The sequence below is a fragment of the Streptomyces bathyalis genome (assembly GCF_015910445.1).
GTDB classification, from domain to species: domain Bacteria; phylum Actinomycetota; class Actinomycetes; order Streptomycetales; family Streptomycetaceae; genus Streptomyces; species Streptomyces bathyalis.
In genome coordinates this window covers 2,605,704-2,622,596 of record NZ_CP048882.1, presented here as the reverse complement: position 1 = coordinate 2,622,596, position 16,893 = coordinate 2,605,704, and the positions used below count along the sequence as shown (strand labels likewise).

Here is a 16,893-nt window from a genome sequence, read left to right as displayed (position 1 = left end):
TCCGCGGTCCGTGCGGGGCGGGAGACCGCAGCTCAGGCGGCAGGACACGGCCACTCAAGTCCTTGTGACACCGCTGTGACAGTCGGGGGACCTGGCGATGAAATCGACCGTGCAATGTGTACGTCATCAGCGAGCGACCAGGTTTGCCCGAGGGGGGCGCAAGATGAACACACTGCACAAGGACAACGTCAGCGCAGTCATTCACACGCGCCTGCACACCCCGTCGGTTCCGGGAAACCCGACGAACAAGGTCGCCGAGAAGTCCGGGACGTTCGGACGTGGGTGCGTCCGTTCTGCCGGGCGTGCACGGCCGCCGCACATCACTGCGGTGGAGGGCCTTCGAGGGGAGGCCCGCAGCACGGGGGACGGTGAGTACAGGGAGGAGCCGGGAGCACGGCAAGAGGCCGCGTCGGAGGCGGAGTTCACCGCCTACGTACGCGAGCGCCGCGCCTCCCTGTACGCCACCGCCTACCACCTCACGGGAGACCGTTTCGAGGCGGAGGACCTGCTGCAGAGCGCGCTCTTCTCCACGTATCGCGCGTGGCACCGCATCAGCGACAAGGCGGCGCTCGGCGGATACCTGCGCCGCACCATGACGAACCTGCACATCAGCGCGTGGCGCCGCCGCAAGCTGAACGAATACCCGACGGAGGAGCTGCCGGAGACCGCCGGCGACCAGGACGCGATGCGCGGCACCGAACTGCGCACCGTGCTCTGGCAGGCGCTCGCCCGGCTCCCCGAACTGCAGCGCACCATGCTGGTGTTGCGCTACTACGAGGGGCGTACAGACCCGGAGATCGCGGACATACTGGGCATCAGTGTCGGCACGGTGAAGAGCAGCATCTGGCGTTCGCTGCGCCGCCTGCGTGACGACGAAGTGCTCAGCTTCGGCAGGGACCAGGAGGAGTCGTTCGGCGAACTGGTCGCCTGACCGCAAGGACCCGAGGCGGGTGAGAGCCGGGGGATGGGCCCTCGCCGACGCCTCGGACGAGGGGCTGGGGAGCCCCGAGGGGGGTGCACCGGGGGAACAGAGGGGGAAAACGGGGACCCGTCCGGGGGGACGGGACGAGAGAGCGGGTACGGGCAACCGGGGGGTCTGTCCGAACCCGCTCTCTCCCTTTCTGACCCTTCATGTGCCGCCTTGTGTGGGCTTGTCAGGTCTTGATCCCGCCTGAGTCCGTGTTGTGCCGTCCGACGGCGTCCCGGGGGCGTGCGTCGTCCGCGCGCACGGCGTGGGTCGGGCCGCGGCGTGCACGGCCCGCCCCGACAGGCCGCAGCCGCCGTCTCACATCCGGGTGCGGGTGGGGCGCGCCTCCCGCAGCTTCCTGATCCGCTCGGCTGCCTCGTCCCTCGCGCACGGATACGCGCCCAGTTCACGGTGCCGCGCCACGATCCCGCCCTCGGCCCGCAGCAGCCGCCAGCCGCGGCGCACCAGGAACAGCGCCGACTTGCGACCCTCCCGCAGGTCCCGGAGCAGCCGCCGCCGGAACGTCGTCGACGGGCGTCCGCGCAGGCAGATCGCGTCGGCGAGCAGGCCCAGTTCGCGGCAGCGGGCCACGATGTCCGCGGCGAAGATTCCCTCGGCGATGAAGAGCCGCGCGCCGTCCAGCGTGAGCGTCTCCTTGCCCACGCGGGCGCTCGACGCGATGTCGTAGAGGGGCACGGTCGTACGTCCCGTCGCGCACAGGTCGCACACGGCGGCGACGGCGGCGTCGGCGTCCCAGGAGGCGGGCGAGTCCCAGTCCACGCCTATCCCGTGCGGGAGTTGGGGCAGCGTGGGGTCGCCGGCCTCCTTGTAGAAGTCGTCGAGACGCATGACGGGCAGCCCGCTGCGCGCGGAGAGACGGGACTTCCCGGAGCCGGAGGGCCCGGTGAGCAGAATGACGCGGGGCGAGCGCGATATGTCACGGGGATCGGTCACGAGAGACCATTGTCGGCCATCCCGGCGCGCACCGTACAGGCCGGGACTTCAAGGCCGCTGCTTTCAGGGCAGCAAACGAGACTCACTTGTTCGGAATCCTCCCTTTGACCTCACCAGTTCGTGTTTGGCCGATATGGAGTCCTTACACCTGGTAGAGCCATCTGGTACGCACTGTTACGGGAGTCATGCGGCAATCAAGCACAACGGGGGGATTCATGGGCGCGACCAAGGTTGAAGTCGCCGAGCTGAACAAGGCGGTGGGTGAACTCGCGGAGATCCAGATGGAGTTCCGCAAGGCGGACGACAAGGCTGACGACGTCGTACGCCACGCCGGCACCAAGCTGCGCAAGGCGGGCGGCCGGCAGACCTCCGCGGCCCTCGGTGACTTCGCCAACCGGTGGAACGGCCAGGTCAAGCACTTGCACCAGCAGATGCAGTCCGTGGCCGAGAAGCTGAAGTCGTCCGCCGACAGGTACACCCTGCGCGAGATCGAAGAGAACGCCAAAAGGCGGAAGATCCAGGCGGACTTCGGCTGACGAAAGGGGGGCGCTGATGCTGACGTACGCGCAGGTCAACGAAGCCGATTTCTCCGGAATCCAGCAGGCCGCCCAGGCGTGGCGCCAGTTACGGGCCGCGTACGAGGGCCTCGGCGAGAGATACGAGAACCAGGTTCGGCGCCGTCTTCATCAGCGCTGGAAGGGCAAGACGGCTACCTCGGCCGGACACACCATCGTCCAGTGCAAGAGGCAGACTTCCGAGGCGGCCGGTGAGGCCGGGCGTATGTCGAAGCTGCTGGACGACAGCTCCCGACCCCGGTAGCACCGGGCAACGCCGGCGCGCGGCAGATCTCGCGCCGGCCTTCTTGCGGCACGCGGTGAAGGACTGCGACGAACCACCGTCGCTCCCCGAATCTGTGAAGGTGCGGTCGTAAGGGGATGGCCAGGCCCGGGGGTGCGGCCCCGGAGCGGGGAGACAACTCAGCCCACGCGGTCCAGGTGCATGACCACGATGATGACCTTCGATTGGAAGATCTCGTAGATGACGCGGTATCTGCCGATGTGAATGCGGCGGAGATACTGGGATCCCAGCTCGGTGCTGCCCGCCGGGCGCGGCTCGTGGGCGAGGAGATCGACGGCCTCGTATACCTGGGACAAACCGTCCGGGTCGTCCTTGAGGAACCGCGTTGCCGCACTGGCGGCTTCGGCCTCCCAGGTGACGCGGAGGTTCACTGGCCCAGTCCCAGGCGCCGACCCAACTCCTCGTGGGAGACGTACTCGTCGGTGCCTGCTGCGACCTTGGCCCGGTATCGGGCGATGGCCAGTTCGTCCTCGAGGTCCATCAGGTCCTGGGGGTTGATCAGTATGGCGGCTGTGTGCCCGTGGTCGGTGATCGCGATCCGGTCGTGGGAATGTGCCGCGCGGCGCACCAGCGTTCCGAACTGGGCCCGAGCCTCGGTCATGGGGTAGGAGGCGTCACTCATGCGCAGAAGTGTACACTTCTGCCTGGCGGCTCGTGTACCGACCAGTTGTCGGTACACGAGCCGGATGAAGATGCCGGTTCCCGGCCGGCGCGTCGCGACGCCCTCACACCCCGATCGGGTGCCAGACCGTCTTCGTCTCCAGGAAGGCGAGCAGCCGGGAGATGCCGGGGTCGGCGGACCAGTCGGCGCCATCGGTGCCCGCCTCGTCCGGGCGCAGCACCCGCTTGAGGTTCTCCGCGGCCGTCGTCTCCAGCTCCTTCGCCAGTTCGGCGTCCCCCGCGGCGCCCGCCAGGTCCAGGGCGTTGACGTCCTGGTGGGCGGCGAGCGTCGCCGCCACCTCGCGTGTGCGGCCGGAGAGGACATTGACCACGCCGCCCGGCACGTCCGAGGTGGCCAGCACCTCCGACAGCGACAGCGCGGGCAGCGGCGCCTTCTCCGACGGCACCACGACGGCGGTGTTGCCCGTGACGATGACGGGCGCGAGCACCGAGGCGAGGCCCAGGAAGGAGGACTCCTGAGGGGCCAGCACGGCGACGACACCGGTCGGTTCGGGAGTCGAGAGGTTGAAGAAGGGGCCGGCGACGGGGTTGGCGCCTCCCGCGACCTGCGTAATCTTGTCGGACCAGCCCGCGTACCAGACCCAGCGGTCGACGGCCGCGTCGACCTGTGCTGCGGCGGCCTGTCCCGACAGCCCTTCTGCCGCGGCGACTTCGGCCGCGAACTGCTCGCGCCGCCCCTCCAGCATCTCGGCGACGCGGTACAGGATCTGGCCCCGGTTGTAGGCCGTCGCGCCCGACCAGCCGCCGAATGCCTTCCGCGCGGCCGCGACGGCGTCGCGCGCGTCCTTGCGTGACGACTGCGGTGCGTTGGCCAGCCAGTTGCCCTCGGAGTCGGTCACCTCGTACACCCGTCCGCTCTCGCTGCGCGGGAACTTGCCGCCGACGAAGAGCTTGTAGGTCTTCATCACGTCGATCCGCGCCGGCCTGCGCAGCGAAGTCCGCGCCGCTGCCGGGGCCTTGGCACCCGGAGCCTTGGCACCGGCCGCCTTGCCGGACTTGGCCGACTTGGCTGCCTTCGCCGGCTTGCCCGCCCGGGCCGTGTCTGCTGCCCCGGCCGCCTTGGAGGGCCCGGCCTGCCCGGCCTGCTTCGAGTTGTCAGACATCGAGGTAAGCCTCCAGACCGTGACGCCCGCCTTCGCGGCCGAATCCGGACTCCTTGTAGCCGCCGAAGGGCGAGGTCGGATCGAACTTGTTGAACGTGTTGGCCCAGACGACGCCCGCCCGGAGCTTGTTCGCCATGGACAGGATGCGTGAGCCCTTCTCCGTCCAGATGCCCGCCGAGAGTCCGTACGGCGTGTTGTTGGCCTTCGCCACCGCCTCGTCGGGGGTGCGGAAGGTCAGTACGGACAGCACCGGCCCGAAGATCTCCTCGCGGGCGATCCGGTGGGCCTGGCTCACGCCGGTGAAGAGCGTCGGCGGGAACCAGTAGCCGTTGCCGGGCAACTCGCAGGGCGCGGACCAGCGTTCGGCGCCCTCGGCCTCACCCGAGTCGGCCAGCTCCTCGATCCGGGCGAGCTGCTCGGCGGAGTTGATGGCTCCCACGTCGGTGTTCTTGTCCATCGGATCGCCGACGCGGAGCGTGCTCAGCCGCCGCTTCAGCGACTCCAGCAGCTCGTCCTGGACTGATTCCTGCACCAGCAGCCGCGAGCCCGCGCAGCAGACCTGCCCCTGGTTGAAGTAGATGCCGTTGACGATGCCCTCGACCGCCTGGTCGATCGGGGCGTCGTCGAAGACGATGTTGGCGCCCTTGCCGCCCAGTTCGAGGGTGAGCTTCTTGCGCGTACCGGCGACGGTACGGGCGATCTGCTTGCCCACCGCGGTCGAACCGGTGAAGGCGACCTTGTCGATGCCGGGGTGCGCGACCAGTTCGGCGCCCGTCGAGCCGTCGCCCGTGACGATGTTGACGACGCCCTTGGGCAGGCCCGCCTGGCGGCACACGTCCGCGAAGAAGAGCGCCGAGAGCGGCGTCGTCTCCGCGGGCTTGAGCACCACGGTGTTGCCCGTGGCGAGGGCCGGTGCGATCTTCCAGGCCAGCATCAGCAGCGGGAAGTTCCACGGGATGACCTGCCCGGCGACGCCGAGCGGGCGCGGGTCGGTGCCGAATCCGGCGTGCGCGAGTTTGTCGGCCCAGCCCGCGTAGTAGAAGAAGTGCGCCGCGACCAGGGGAAGGTCGGCATCGCGCGTCTCCCGGATCGGCTTGCCGTTGTCGAGCGTCTCCAGGACGGCCAGCTCACGGGAGCGTTCCTGGAGGATGCGGGCGATGCGGAAGATGTACTTCGAGCGCTCGGTGCCCGGAAGTGAGGACCAGCCGGGGAAGGCCGCACGGGCGGCGCGCACCGCGGCGTCGACGTCCTCCCCGTCGGCCTGCGCGACCTCGGAGAGCACCTCCTCGGTGGCGGGGGAGACCGTCTTGAAAACCTTGCCGCCGCCCGCCTCGCGGAACTCGCCGTCGATGAACAGCCCGTAGGACGGGGCGATGTCGACGATCGCGCGGGACTCGGGCGCGGGTGCGTACTGGAAGATCTGCTCAGTCATCTCTGCCTCAGTCCACCGTCACGTAGTCGGGACCGGAGTAGCGGCCGGTGCTCAGCTTCTGGCGCTGCATCAGCAGGTCGTTCAGCAGGCTGGAGGCGCCGAAGCGGAACCAGTCGGGGTTCAGCCAGTCCGGCCCGGCCGTCTCGTTGACGACGACCAGGTAGCGGATGGCGTCCTTGGCGGTACGGATGCCGCCGGCCGGCTTCACGCCGATCTGCGTGCCGGTGGCGGCACGGAAGTCGCGCACGGCCTCCAGCATCAGCAGCGTGTTCGGGAGCGTGGCGTTCACGGCGACCTTGCCGGTCGAGGTCTTGATGAAGTCGGCGCCCGCGAGCATCGCCAGCCACGAGGCGCGGCGGATGTTGTCGTACGTCGAGAGCTCACCGTTCTCGAAGATCACCTTCAGGTGGGCGGGCTCCTGGCCCTGGGGCCGTGCGCATGCCTCCTTCACGGCCTGGATCTCCTCGAAGACCTTGCCGTAGGCGCCGGAGAGGAACGCGCCGCGGTCGATCACCATGTCGATCTCGTCGGCTCCGGCGGCGACCGCGTCACGGGTGTCGGCCAGCTTCACGGACAGGGCGGCGCGCCCCGAGGGGAAGGCGGTCGCGACGGAGGCGACCTTGATCCCGGCTCCGCCGCCCGCGGACAGGGCCCGCTTGGCGGTGGCCGCCATGTCGGAGTAGACGCAGATCGCCGCGACCTGGGGCGTGGTGCGGTCGCTCGGATCGGGGTTGGCGCCCTTGGCGCACAGGGACCGCACCTTGCCGGCGGTGTCGGCCCCTTCGAGGGTGGTCAGGTCGATCATCGAGATCGCGAGGTCGATGGCGTACGCCTTGGCCGTCGTCTTTATCGAACGTGTGCCGAGGGTCGCGGCGCGGGCTTCCAGCCCCACCGCGTCGACGCCTGGCAGCCCGTGCAGATAGCGGCGCAGCGAGGCGTCGGAGGCGGTCACGTCCGCGAGCGCGGACGCCGACGCGGAGGCTGTGGACGCTGTGGCTGTGGACGCAGAAGACATGGTCACCAGAGGAGCATATCTACACGCGTAGCTCTGCCGGTAGGGGCCATCTCGTACGGGATGAGCCAGATCGATGCCGAGCCGCAACGTCCCCCGTACGGGGGGTCCGGCAGAATCAGGCGTCATGACCAACGAGTCCCGACCCGAGAGCGACGGCGGATCCCGGACGCAGGAGGAGAAGTCCCCGCACGCGGCCGGCGACGGCACGCAGCCCGGCGCCACGACCGAATCGGAGGGCGCACCGCAGTCCGGCGGGGAGTCCGCCGCGGGCCCCGCCGGGCAGGCTGAGCCGCAGGTGTACGCCGACCGCTGCTACCGCTCGCCGGGCGCCCTGGCGGGCGGCGTCCTGCTGCTGCTTCTCGCGCTCTGGCTCGGTGCGGACGTTCTCGTCAACGGGGACGGCCGCACGCGGCTGATCGCCGCCTTCGGGCTCCTCTTCGCCGTCCCGCTCGTCGTCGCCTTCACGCTGCGCCCCGCCGTGTACGCCGGGCAGCAGCGGATGCGCGTGAGGAACCCCTTCCGCACCATCACGGTCCCCTGGGGCACGGTCGAGGGCCTGCGTGCGGGCTACTCCAACGAGGTCGTGGCAGGCGGCACCAAGTACCAGCTGTGGTCGATCCCGGTCTCGCTGCGGGCGCGCAAGCGTGCCGCCCGGCAGACCGAACGTGCCGAGCGCGCCGCTGCCAGCGGGGAGACGGCCAACGCCCTGGCGCGGCCCACCGGCCTGTTCGGGCTGGGCGGTGTACCCGGAGCGGACGACGGCGGCGAGAAGCGCGCCCCGTCGGACAAGGCGATCGACGATCTGCGGGCCCTGGCCGCCGACAACGGCGAGAAGCCCGCGGCGCAGGGCGAGGTCACCGTCCGCTGGGCATACGAGATCGCGGCCCCCGCCCTCGTCGGCGCCATCGCCCTCGCCGTCCTCTTCGCGGCGGGCTGAGACGGGTTCAGGAACCGGGCCGTTCGGGGGAATTCCCCGCGACGGCCCCGCGGAATTTCCACGGTGCAAGCGGGTCCTCGAAAATGTCCGCGTTCTGCTGCGAAGAGGAAGCGGCGGCGGTGCCTGGCGGCGTTTTTCTCATTCTTGTGCTACGGGCACCGGGGGCGTTCGTGTACCGGTCCGTGGGGAGCGCCGATGCACGGTGAACTGCCGTGAATCCGGCCTCCGCTTCCGTGAGTTGGCGCACGGGCGCCCTCGCGCTCACCAGGTACGACGCGCGCCCGCGAACCTGTCTCAATGCTCGCTCGTGCGGGTGAAATCCCATTTGCTGCCCTGCGCCCGGCGAACCGATTCTCTGAATGGCCGCACGGCAGAGCGGCCCACTCGGAGGCCAAATGCATATCGTCAGCAGAATCGAGTTCTCTTGTTTCATTGCCATTCGGTGGGGAATCTGAGCGCAGCCCTTCACCGGGCATTCGGCCAAGCCGGCCGAGCAACGAGAAAGCGAGAGACAGAAGTGAAGATCAGAAAATCTCTGGCAGTGCTGGGAGCGAGTGCCGCGCTGGCGCTCGGGTTCGGCGGAGTGATGGCGCCTTCTGCCCAAGCCCACGGCCCGGCCTCCATCTGGGACTACGCCACGTACACCCAGTCCGACCCGCAGACCGGCGTCACGCGCGCCGGTGGCGCTGTCGCGATGCGGGGTGGTGCCTCGGCGGCGGAGCCGGCTTCATCCAGCTCCCTGCACTGCTATAGCGCCTACGTCTCGGGGCGGGCCTCCGTGGTCTCGTGCTCGGGCATGCGCTGGCGCGCCTACGCCGACTGCTCGGACGGCCGGCGCTACGTCACGCCGACGGCGATGTCTGGTGCGCATCGGGCGGTCGTCTACTGCCCGCGCGGCACGAGCGCCCTCGACGGCGGTGCGTACGGCCGCTGACCCACGGCGCCGAGCCTGATCTCCGGCCCGCCGAGGGCTTCTTCGGAAGTCCTCGGCGGGCCTTCTGTCGTACGGGCGCGAGGACGGTTGCCGCGCCGTCGAGCGGGGAGACGCCGCGCGGGGCCACGTGCCCGCACGCAGGCCACGAACGTGCCGTCCGGCGGTCCGGCGGCCTGGCGGTCCGGCGTCATCACGGTCGACGACGCGGCACGTGCGGCCCGTACGGTCAACGGCAACCTTCCCTTGGCAGGGCAGGCGGAGCGCTGAACTCCCGGGCTGCGGACGGGCGTTCGCCCCGTGGGTGGTGCCGCGCCCATCGGGTCAGAATCGCGGCATCTCGGGGATCGCCTTCTCGGCGAGATCGATGAGCGCCTCGACCTTCGGCAGATCCGCCGTCAGCTCCTCCGCGGTCACCGACGGCGCCTCGGACGAGCGGTACTCGACCTCGTTGCGGCGCGTGCGCATGCGGTTGAAGGGCCGGAGGACGTTGCCGAGCGGTGGGTCGAGCTGCGCCCGTACGGCTTCGTAGACCGCCCTGTGGCCGCCCCGGCTGGTCGCGCGCAGCCCCTGGTTCTGCAGGACCGCCGCCAGGGCTCTGCGCGCGGCGTCGTACGCGAGGGTGTAGGCCCCCTCCGGGTCCGACCTCAGGAGTTCACGCGCGGACGCGACGTGGGTGCGGCTGCGGCGCAGTTCGGCCTCGGCCGCCTGCTGGGACGCGGGCACCCGCTCGATCTCGCCCCGGGTGATGAGCTTGTCCACGACCGGGCGCCCCTGGTTCCAGCGACTCATGGCGATGCCCCCTGCCCTTGATCCAGTTGGAGTTCGACCAGCGGCCGCTCGCGGACGCTGGTGAGGAACGGGTCGCTCGTGGGCGAATTCCACGACGACGCCGTGACGCGGTGGATGTTGACCTCGCGCTGAAGGTCGCGGCCCGCACGTTCGGCCGCGTCGAAGAGTTCGTCGGGGTCCGGGCTGCCGACCACCAAGACGTCCACGTCGGCGGGCTGCTGCCCCGGCTCGCCGAGGTAACGGGCCGCCCAGGAACCGTAGATGAACGCCCGCTCCACCCCGTCGATCTCGCGCAGGCTCTCGGTCAGCAGTGGCACGGGCCCGAACGACATCGCGATCAGCTCGGTCAGGGGGCGCACGAGCGGCGTATCGGAACGCACCGCCACCAGGCGCGTGCGGCCGACGTTCCTGGAGGTGAGGACCCCGGCCTCGGCGAGGCGGTTGACCTCCCGCATCACCGCGGTGTGCGACGCCCCGAGTTCACGGGCAAGCTCGGTCAGGCTGTACTCCCGCTCGGGGTGCAGGAGGACGAGGGCGAGCAGTTCTCCTTGCAGCCGTGAGCGCAGCAGCGGCAGGAGGGGCGGTGAAGTCTTCACTGGACGCACAATATCGTGCGCCCAGTGAAGACGACAAGCTCTCGGGGGTCTGGACCGGCAGCGCCCGGACCCGTGGGCTCGCGCCCCGGGGCCGTTCGCTCAGACGCCCGCCGCGGCTGCCAGGTCCGCCTTCAGCTCGGCCAGCACCGACTTCGCCGCCGTACGTGCCGCAGCCAGTGCCGCCTGGTCGCGGACGGCGACGACGACCTCCAGGTAGCACTTGAGCTTCGGCTCCGTACCGCTGGGACGCACCACCACGCGGGCCTTCTCCACGCCCGCATCCGGGTCGCCCGCCAGCTGGTACCGGAGCCCGTCCGTGGGCGGCAGCAGGTCGGCGCCCTCGCTCAGATCCTCCGCGGAGACGACGGCCAGGCCCGCGAGCGAGGCCGGCGGGGCCGCCCGCAGGCGCTCCATCGCCGAGGCGATGAGCGAGAGGTCCTCGACGCGCACCGATAGCTGGTCCGTCGCATGCAGCCCGTGCTCGACGGCAAGATCGTCCAGCAGATCCGTCAACGAGCGGTCCGCCTGCTTGAGTTCGGCTGCCAGTTCGGCGACGAGCAGCGCCGCCGTGATGCCGTCCTTGTCGAGTACGCCTTCGGGGTCGACGCAGTACCCCAGCGCCTCCTCGAAGGCGTAGCGCAGGCCGTCGACCCGTGCGAGCCACTTGAAGCCTGTGAGCGTCTCCTCGTACGGCAGATCCGCGGCACGTGCGATCCGCGAGACCAGGGAGGAGGACACGATCGACGTGGCGAACGTGCCCCGCGCCCTCTTGTGCACGAGGTGCGTGGCGAGCAGCGCACCGACGTCGTCGCCGCTCAGCATGCGCCAGCCGCCCTCGGCGGCGCGGTCCGGCACGGCGACGGCGCAGCGGTCGGCGTCCGGGTCGTTGGCGAGCACGAGGTCGACGGGACCGGACGTGGCCGCGGTTTCACGGGCCGTCTCGAAGGCGAGATCCATGGCCCCGGGCTCCTCCGGATTGGGGAAGGAGACGGTGGGGAAGTCCGGGTCGGGCTCCGCCTGCCGCCGCACCGGGACCGGCTCGGGGAATCCCGCCCGGCGGAAGGCGGCGAGCAGCGTGCTGGAGCCGACGCCGTGCAGCGCGGTGTGCACGGTCCGCACGTCCCGCGGCATGCCCTCCGTCAGCACAGAGCCCGTACGGGCCAGGTAGCTGTCGACGATGTCCTCGCCGAGCACGTCCCAACCCGACTCCGGGCGTGGGACACCGGCCAGCGGGCCGACCGCGTCGATCCTGGCGGCGATCGCGGCGTCGGCCGGCGGGACGATCTGCGAACCCCCACCCAGATAGACCTTGTAGCCGTTGTCGCGCGGCGGATTGTGGCTGGCGGTGACCATCACACCCGCGACGGCGCTCAGCCGGCGGATGGCGAACGCGAGCACGGGGGTGGGCAGCGGACGCGGCAGCAGGGCCGCCCGCAGACCGGCGCCGGTCATGACGGACGCCGTCTCGCGGGCGAAGTCGTAGCTCTTGTGGCGGGCGTCGTAGCCGATGACGACCAGCCCGTGGCGGTCCTGGCCGTCCTGGCCGCTCCGCGCGGGCGTCTGCTCGCGCACATACGCGGCGAGGCCGGCGGCGGCCCGGATCACGACGGAACGGTTCATCCGCATGGGTCCCGCGCCCAGCTCACCGCGGAGCCCCGCCGTACCGAACTGGAGGGTGCCCGAGAAGCGGGCGGCCAGTTCCGTGCCTCCCCTCTCACCGTCGGCCTCGATGAGCTTCGCCAGCTCCTCGCTGGTCTCCGGGTCGGGATCCTCGGCCTGCCAGGCCCGGGCGCGGGCGACCAGCTCCGTCACATCCTGCTGCACAGCTCTGCCTCTCTCTTCTGCGTCCCCGGGTGCGGCCCGCGGTGTGGAGGTTCCGGGCTGCCGTGACGGCGGCCCGCCCGCTCACATCCGGTTCAGCACCTGTGCCAGCAGCGAACCCATGCGGGCGGCCGACTCGCGGCCCGCCTGAAGCACTTCCTCGTGATTGAGGGGTTCACCCGTCATGCCTGCCGCGAGGTTGGTGACCAGCGAGATGCCGAGCACCTCCGCGCCCGCCTCCCGGGCGGCGATCGCTTCCAGCACGGTGGACATGCCGACAAGGTCCCCGCCGATCGCGCGGACCATGCCGATCTCGGCGGGGGTCTCGTAGTGAGGGCCGGGGAACTGGACGTAGACGCCCTCCGTCAGCGACGGATCGACCTCCTGGCAGAGCGTGCGGAGGCGGGGGGAGTACAGGTCGGTGAGGTCGATGAAGTTGGCACCGACGATGGGGGAGGTGGCTGTGAGGTTGATGTGATCCTTGATGAGCACGGGCTGGCCCGGCACCATGTCGCCGCGCAGACCGCCGCAGCCGTTCGTGAGCACGACGGTCTTGCAGCCCGCGGCAACCGCCGTACGCACGCCGTGCGTGACGGCGGCGACACCGCGCCCCTCGTAGAAGTGGGTGCGGCCGAGGAAGACCAGCACCCGCTTGTCGCCCAGCTCATGGGAGCGCACGGTGCCTGCGTGGCCCTCGACGGCCGGTGGGGGGAATCCGGGCAGCTCCGTCACCGGGAACTCGGACTCGGGGGCCCCGAGCGCGTCCGCGGCGGGAACCCATCCGGAGCCCATCACGAGGACGACGTCGTGGCTGTCCGTACCGGTCAACTCCCGAAGCCGCGCGGCGGCGGAATCGGCGGAACGGTACGGATCGTCGGCGGTGTTCGAGGCTGATTCGTTCACGCGATGAGCGTAGCGGTTTCGAGCCTACGCGCGTAGAGGGTCCCGGGGGTCGGTCCGGGGTCCGGGTGGCCCCTTGGGGTGGCCGGGTTCGCCATCGGTCCGTCTTGGGTGGCGGGGGCGTGCCGCTCCGGGGGGCATGTCCGGGCGGCATGATTTACGGCCGACCACTGGGAACCAGATCGCAAGGTGCGCATCGGCCACAAATCACGTTTAAGCCCGGCCCAAGCCCCCCTGCGCGCCCCGCCCCCTCCGCGTCGTTCAGCGACTCTCCCCCGGTGGGACCAGGAGATCCGTAGCCTCCCCTCCGGCCCGGGCCCGGCCAACGTCGTCATCGGCGAACCAGCCCCCATGGCAGACGAGTTGCACCATCGCGACTCGGCGAGCGGCTGGAGGAGGCCACCGGCTGGAAGCCGCGGTGGGCAGTCCGGCCCACCGGACGACGGCGTACCGGTACGAGAGGCGCAGCCGCGAGACGGCAGGAGGGTGTGGGTCGTGAAGGGGGATGGTTCCGGGGCCATTGGGGTCTCCCCAGCGAAGCGTGGGGAAGTGATTTGTGCCGACACAGAGCTCACGGAACTGGTTCCGTGGGTCGGCCGTAAATCATGCCGCCCCGGGGCCGCCCCCGGAACGGCCCGCACCCGCACCACCCACGAACCGACTGCGCACACCGGCAACCACCACGCACAAACCCGAGGCGCACGACCGACCGCGCCCCTAACAGGGCCGTTTGCGGATTTCCATCACGTAGTCGTGGGGTGCGCCCGCTGATTCCGCCGCGTCCGCGATGTCGCCCAGGTAGCGGGCCGAGGGCAGGCCGCCCTCGTAGCCGTTGAGGACGTAGCACCAGGCCGTCGTCTCGCCGTCCAGCGTGTGGACGCGGAGCTTCGTGCGCCGGTAGATGCCCATGCCGACGCCCTCCCACCGGTCCAGGGCCTCCTCGTCCATGGGCGCGATGTCGTACAGCGCCACGAAGACCTGCGCGACCGGCGCCTCGACGACGGTCGCCAGCGCACCCTCCCAGCCCATCTGCTCGCCGCCGAATGTCAGGCGCCAGTCGGTGACCCAGCCTGTGCCGCGCAGAGGTGAGTGCGGAGCTCGGCGCGACATCAGCCGCGCGTCGAGGTTCGCGGCGTAAGCGGCGTAGAGGGACATGACGACGAGGGTACGGGAGTCGGTCGTCGCGGCGGTGGTGGCTGGAGGGTGGCGCTGGTCTGCTCCGGCACATCGGAGTGCCCTGCCCGTGCGGGGGTGCGGCACGCACCCGCAAGCATGTGCGGGACAATGGAGCATGTGACTCGGATCGTGATCATTGGTGGCGGACCCGGCGGCTATGAAGCCGCCCTCGTGGCGGCGCAGCTCGGCGCCGAAGTGACCGTCGTGGACTGCGACGGTCTGGGAGGCGCGTCGGTACTGACCGACTGTGTGCCCTCCAAGACCCTCATCGCCACGGCCGAGGTCATGACGAACTTCGACTCCTCGTACGAGGAGCTCGGCATCCGCGTCGAGGACAGCACCCACGATCCGGACGACCCCGCCCGTGTCGTGGGCGTCGACCTCGGCAAGGTCAACCGCAGGGTGAAGCGGCTCGCGCTCGCGCAGTCGCACGACATCGTCGCCTCCGTGACGCGTGCGGGCGTGCGAGTGATGCGCGGCCTCGGCCGACTGGAGCCGTCGCGGGGGCCGGACGGTTCGCGCGAGGTCGTCGTCACGCCGACCGGTGACGCGGCCGGTGAGGCCGAGGAGCGGCTCGCCGCCGACGCCGTGCTGGTCGCGACCGGCGGGCACCCCCGTGAGATCCCGGACGCGCAGCCGGACGGCGAGCGGATCCTCAACTGGAAGCAGCTGTACGACCTGGAGGAGCTGCCCGAGGAGCTGATCGTGGTCGGCTCGGGCGTCACGGGCGCCGAATTCGCGGGCGCCTACCGGGCGTTGGGCTCGAACGTCACGCTCGTCTCGTCGCGGGACCGGGTGCTGCCCGGTGAGGACCCGGACGCGGCCGCCGTGCTGGAGGACGTCTTCCGGCGCCGCGGCATGAACGTGATGGCGCGTTCCCGCGCGGCCTCAGCGAGGCGCGTCGGCGACAAGGTCGAGGTGGAGCTGCAGGACGGCCGCACGATCACGGGAAGCCACTGCCTCGTCGCCGTCGGCGCGATCCCCAACACGGCCGACATGGGCCTGGAGGAGGCCGGGGTCCGGCTGAAGGACTCGGGCCACATCTGGACCGACAAGGTCTCCCGCACGTCCGCGCCGGGCGTCTACGCGGCGGGTGACTGCACCGGTGTCTTCGCGCTCGCGTCGGTCGCGGCGATGCAGGGCCGGATCGCGATGTACCACTTCCTCGGGGAGACGGTCACCCCGCTGAACCTGAAGGCGGTCTCGGCGAACGTCTTCACCGACCCCGAGATCGCCACCGTCGGCTACAGCCAGGCCGACGTGGACAGCGGCCGGATGGACGCCTGGTCCGTCAAGCTTCCGCTGCTGCGGAACCCGCGGGCGAAGATGCAGGGCATCCGGGACGGGTTCGTGAAGCTGTTCTGCCGACCGGGCACGGGCATCGTCGTGGGCGGTGTCGTCGTCGCGCCGCGTGCGAGCGAGCTGATCCACCCGCTGTCGGTCGCGGTCGACAACAACCTGACGGTGGGGCAGATCGCGAACTCCTTCACCGTGTACCCCTCGCTGACCGGCTCGATCGGCGAGGTCGCGCGGCAACTGCACACGCGGAAGACGGCCCAGGACGACTGAACCGGCTGGCAGGTTCGTCCAGTTGTGTCTATATCACGCGGCAAGTACAGCTACGGACAACTTCCAAAAATCGACGAAAACTGCTGAAAGCAGACGGTCGTTGGGGTTACTGTCAGTTCCGTGTTCGCTGCAGAACGTCGCCAATTGATCCTGGAAATGGTGCGCGCCAACGGAGCCGTGTCGCTCCGAGAGCTCGCCCGCGTCGTCCAGACCTCCGAAGTGACCGTGCGCCGTGACGTACGTGCTCTGGAGGCAGAAGGGCTGCTGGACCGCCGGCACGGCGGCGCCGTCCTGCCCGGTGGATTCACCCGTGAGACCGGATTCCCGCAGAAGTCCCACATGGCCACGGCGGAGAAGACGGCCATCGCCGATCTCGCCGCGGGCCTCGTCGAGGAGGGCGAGGCCATCGTCGTCGGCGCCGGGACGACCACGCAGGAGTTGGCCCGGAGACTGGCCCGCGTGCCGGGTCTGACCGTCGTGACCAACTCCCTGCTCGTGGCACAGGCGTTGGCCCACGCCAACCGCGTCGAGGTCGTGATGACGGGGGGCACGCTGCGCGGCTCGAACTACGCGCTGGTCGGCAGTGGCGCCGAACAGTCCCTCCAGGGGCTCCGTGTATCACGGGCCTTCCTCTCCGGCAGCGGGCTCACTGCCGAGCGAGGACTCTCCACGTCCAACATGCTCTCGGCGAGCGTGGACAGGGCGCTGGTGCAGGCCGCGGCGGAGGTCGTGGTCCTGGCCGATCACACGAAGCTCGGCACCGACACGATGTTCCAGACCGTCCCCACGGACGTGATGACGCGCCTGGTGACGGACAAGCCGCCGCCCCAGGACGACCGCGCCGGCACCGAGTTGCAGGCGCTGGCCGACCAGGGCGTGCAGATCACCGTCGCCGGCATGACCCCGGCAGGTGCCGCCGAGGCGCCGGGCCCCGTGCAGGGCTCGGGCGGACGCGGCTCCGGGGGCGAGAAGGGGCAGGGTCGCCGGGACGTGCCGATGCCGGGCCAGCGGCGCAACATCCCGCCGGGCGGCGGCGGTTCCCAGCCGTCGCAGCTGCGCAGTGCGCCCGCGCTGCCCGAGCAGTCGCCCGTCGGGAACCGGGTGGCGGACCTGGCCCCCAGGCGGCGCTGAGGGGCTCCTGGACACGGATGCGCCCGCCGT

At 70.5% G+C, this 16,893-nt stretch carries 18 protein-coding genes; 7 read left to right on the top strand and 11 right to left on the bottom strand.

What is annotated here, in order from left to right:
- Positions 1-163: 163 nt before the first annotated feature.
- Positions 164-931 (top strand): SigE family RNA polymerase sigma factor, encoded by a 768-nt coding sequence (locus tag G4Z16_RS11250; protein ID WP_197350688.1) that lies wholly within the window; start codon positions 164-166, stop codon positions 929-931.
- A gap of 354 nt (positions 932-1,285) precedes the next feature.
- Here G4Z16_RS11250 and G4Z16_RS11245 read toward each other — a convergent pair whose 3' ends face one another.
- On the bottom strand, positions 1,286-1,921 hold the full coding sequence (locus G4Z16_RS11245; RefSeq protein WP_246530793.1) for a hypothetical protein: 636 nt from the start codon (positions 1,919-1,921) through the stop codon (positions 1,286-1,288).
- Positions 1,922-2,136: 215 nt separating this feature from the next.
- Between G4Z16_RS11245 and G4Z16_RS11240 the strand changes: the two genes are divergently transcribed.
- Together G4Z16_RS11240 and G4Z16_RS11235 are read left to right on the top strand one after the other, a co-directional pair.
- Positions 2,137-2,457 carry a hypothetical protein gene (locus G4Z16_RS11240; protein WP_197350687.1) on the top strand — a complete coding sequence of 107 codons (321 nt, stop codon included), beginning with the start codon at positions 2,137-2,139 and terminating at the stop codon, positions 2,455-2,457.
- Positions 2,458-2,473: 16 nt separating this feature from the next.
- The gene (locus tag G4Z16_RS11235; RefSeq protein WP_197350686.1) at positions 2,474-2,740 is read left to right on the top strand and encodes a hypothetical protein; all 267 of its coding nucleotides are present in this window, start codon (positions 2,474-2,476) and stop codon (positions 2,738-2,740) included.
- A gap of 158 nt (positions 2,741-2,898) precedes the next feature.
- Here the strand turns inward: G4Z16_RS11235 and G4Z16_RS11230 are convergent, their stop codons facing one another.
- The 5 genes from G4Z16_RS11230 to deoC all read right to left on the bottom strand — a co-directional run bounded on the left by G4Z16_RS11230 (position 2,899) and on the right by deoC (position 7,010).
- Positions 2,899-3,150 (bottom strand): type II toxin-antitoxin system RelE family toxin, encoded by a 252-nt coding sequence (locus G4Z16_RS11230; protein WP_197350685.1) that lies wholly within the window; start codon positions 3,148-3,150, stop codon positions 2,899-2,901.
- Positions 3,147-3,401, bottom strand: coding sequence for a type II toxin-antitoxin system Phd/YefM family antitoxin (locus G4Z16_RS11225; RefSeq protein ID WP_246530792.1), 255 nt, complete (start codon positions 3,399-3,401; stop codon positions 3,147-3,149). The genes G4Z16_RS11230 and G4Z16_RS11225 overlap by 4 nt, the downstream gene beginning before the upstream one ends.
- A 103-nt stretch (positions 3,402-3,504) precedes the next feature.
- Positions 3,505-4,365 (bottom strand): aldehyde dehydrogenase family protein, encoded by an 861-nt coding sequence (locus G4Z16_RS11220; protein ID WP_197354358.1) that lies wholly within the window; start codon positions 4,363-4,365, stop codon positions 3,505-3,507.
- Positions 4,366-4,555: 190 nt separating this feature from the next.
- The gene (locus tag G4Z16_RS11215) at positions 4,556-5,995 is read right to left on the bottom strand and encodes an aldehyde dehydrogenase family protein (RefSeq protein ID WP_197350684.1); all 1,440 of its coding nucleotides are present in this window, start codon (positions 5,993-5,995) and stop codon (positions 4,556-4,558) included.
- A 7-nt stretch (positions 5,996-6,002) separates the two neighbouring features.
- Complete coding sequence (gene deoC / locus G4Z16_RS11210) at positions 6,003-7,010, bottom strand: deoxyribose-phosphate aldolase (protein ID WP_197354356.1); 1,008 nt, start codon at positions 7,008-7,010, stop codon at positions 6,003-6,005.
- Positions 7,011-7,134: 124 nt separating this feature from the next.
- On the opposite strand from deoC, the gene G4Z16_RS11205 reads away from it, so the two are divergent.
- Positions 7,135-7,947: a PH domain-containing protein gene (locus G4Z16_RS11205; protein WP_197350683.1), complete on the top strand. Its 813-nt coding sequence runs from the start codon at positions 7,135-7,137 to the stop codon at positions 7,945-7,947.
- 541 nt (positions 7,948-8,488) lie between these two features.
- Positions 8,489-8,881 (top strand): hypothetical protein, encoded by a 393-nt coding sequence (locus tag G4Z16_RS11200; RefSeq protein ID WP_197350682.1) that lies wholly within the window; start codon positions 8,489-8,491, stop codon positions 8,879-8,881.
- A 321-nt stretch (positions 8,882-9,202) separates the two neighbouring features.
- Here the strand turns inward: G4Z16_RS11200 and G4Z16_RS11195 are convergent, their stop codons facing one another.
- The 5 genes from G4Z16_RS11195 to G4Z16_RS11175 form a co-directional block, all read right to left on the bottom strand.
- Positions 9,203-9,670 (bottom strand): hypothetical protein, encoded by a 468-nt coding sequence (locus tag G4Z16_RS11195; RefSeq protein ID WP_197350681.1) that lies wholly within the window; start codon positions 9,668-9,670, stop codon positions 9,203-9,205.
- Positions 9,667-10,266, bottom strand: coding sequence for an ArsR family transcriptional regulator (locus tag G4Z16_RS11190; RefSeq protein ID WP_197350680.1), 600 nt, complete (start codon positions 10,264-10,266; stop codon positions 9,667-9,669). Before G4Z16_RS11190 ends, G4Z16_RS11195 begins: the two co-directional genes overlap by 4 nt.
- 99 nt (positions 10,267-10,365) lie before the next feature.
- Positions 10,366-12,090 (bottom strand): phospho-sugar mutase, encoded by a 1,725-nt coding sequence (locus tag G4Z16_RS11185; protein ID WP_197350679.1) that lies wholly within the window; start codon positions 12,088-12,090, stop codon positions 10,366-10,368.
- Between the two features lie 81 nt (positions 12,091-12,171).
- Positions 12,172-12,990, bottom strand: a complete 819-nt coding sequence (locus tag G4Z16_RS11180; RefSeq protein WP_197350678.1) for a purine-nucleoside phosphorylase — start codon at positions 12,988-12,990, stop codon at positions 12,172-12,174.
- A gap of 714 nt (positions 12,991-13,704) precedes the next feature.
- Positions 13,705-14,142, bottom strand: coding sequence for a gamma-glutamylcyclotransferase family protein (locus G4Z16_RS11175; protein WP_197350677.1), 438 nt, complete (start codon positions 14,140-14,142; stop codon positions 13,705-13,707).
- Between the two features lie 129 nt (positions 14,143-14,271).
- On the opposite strand from G4Z16_RS11175, the gene G4Z16_RS11170 reads away from it, so the two are divergent.
- Together G4Z16_RS11170 and G4Z16_RS11165 are read left to right on the top strand one after the other, a co-directional pair.
- On the top strand, positions 14,272-15,732 hold the full coding sequence (locus tag G4Z16_RS11170; protein ID WP_197350676.1) for an NAD(P)H-quinone dehydrogenase: 1,461 nt from the start codon (positions 14,272-14,274) through the stop codon (positions 15,730-15,732).
- A gap of 156 nt (positions 15,733-15,888) precedes the next feature.
- Positions 15,889-16,863, top strand: coding sequence for a DeoR/GlpR family DNA-binding transcription regulator (locus tag G4Z16_RS11165; protein WP_246531270.1), 975 nt, complete (start codon positions 15,889-15,891; stop codon positions 16,861-16,863).
- Positions 16,864-16,893 lie beyond the last annotated feature (30 nt).

What these genes read in the sequence shown, in the direction of transcription:
- G4Z16_RS11195 (WP_197350681.1), bottom strand. Translation starts at nt 9,670, where the DNA reads ATGAGTCGCTGGAACCAGGGGCGCCCGGTCGTGGACAAGCTCATCACC.
- G4Z16_RS11250 (WP_197350688.1), top strand. Translation starts at nt 164, where the DNA reads ATGAACACACTGCACAAGGACAACGTCAGCGCAGTCATTCACACGCGC.
- G4Z16_RS11215 (WP_197350684.1), bottom strand. Translation starts at nt 5,995, where the DNA reads ATGACTGAGCAGATCTTCCAGTACGCACCCGCGCCCGAGTCCCGCGCG.
- G4Z16_RS11175 (WP_197350677.1), bottom strand. Translation starts at nt 14,142, where the DNA reads ATGTCCCTCTACGCCGCTTACGCCGCGAACCTCGACGCGCGGCTGATG.
- G4Z16_RS11235 (WP_197350686.1), top strand. Translation starts at nt 2,474, where the DNA reads ATGCTGACGTACGCGCAGGTCAACGAAGCCGATTTCTCCGGAATCCAG.
- G4Z16_RS11240 (WP_197350687.1), top strand. Translation starts at nt 2,137, where the DNA reads ATGGGCGCGACCAAGGTTGAAGTCGCCGAGCTGAACAAGGCGGTGGGT.
- G4Z16_RS11205 (WP_197350683.1), top strand. Translation starts at nt 7,135, where the DNA reads ATGACCAACGAGTCCCGACCCGAGAGCGACGGCGGATCCCGGACGCAG.
- G4Z16_RS11220 (WP_197354358.1), bottom strand. Translation starts at nt 4,365, where the DNA reads ATGAAGACCTACAAGCTCTTCGTCGGCGGCAAGTTCCCGCGCAGCGAG.
- G4Z16_RS11165 (WP_246531270.1), top strand. Translation starts at nt 15,889, where the DNA reads ATGGTGCGCGCCAACGGAGCCGTGTCGCTCCGAGAGCTCGCCCGCGTC.
- G4Z16_RS11170 (WP_197350676.1), top strand. Translation starts at nt 14,272, where the DNA reads ATGGAGCATGTGACTCGGATCGTGATCATTGGTGGCGGACCCGGCGGC.
- deoC (WP_197354356.1), bottom strand. Translation starts at nt 7,010, where the DNA reads ATGTCTTCTGCGTCCACAGCCACAGCGTCCACAGCCTCCGCGTCGGCG.
- G4Z16_RS11225 (WP_246530792.1), bottom strand. Translation starts at nt 3,401, where the DNA reads ATGAGTGACGCCTCCTACCCCATGACCGAGGCTCGGGCCCAGTTCGGA.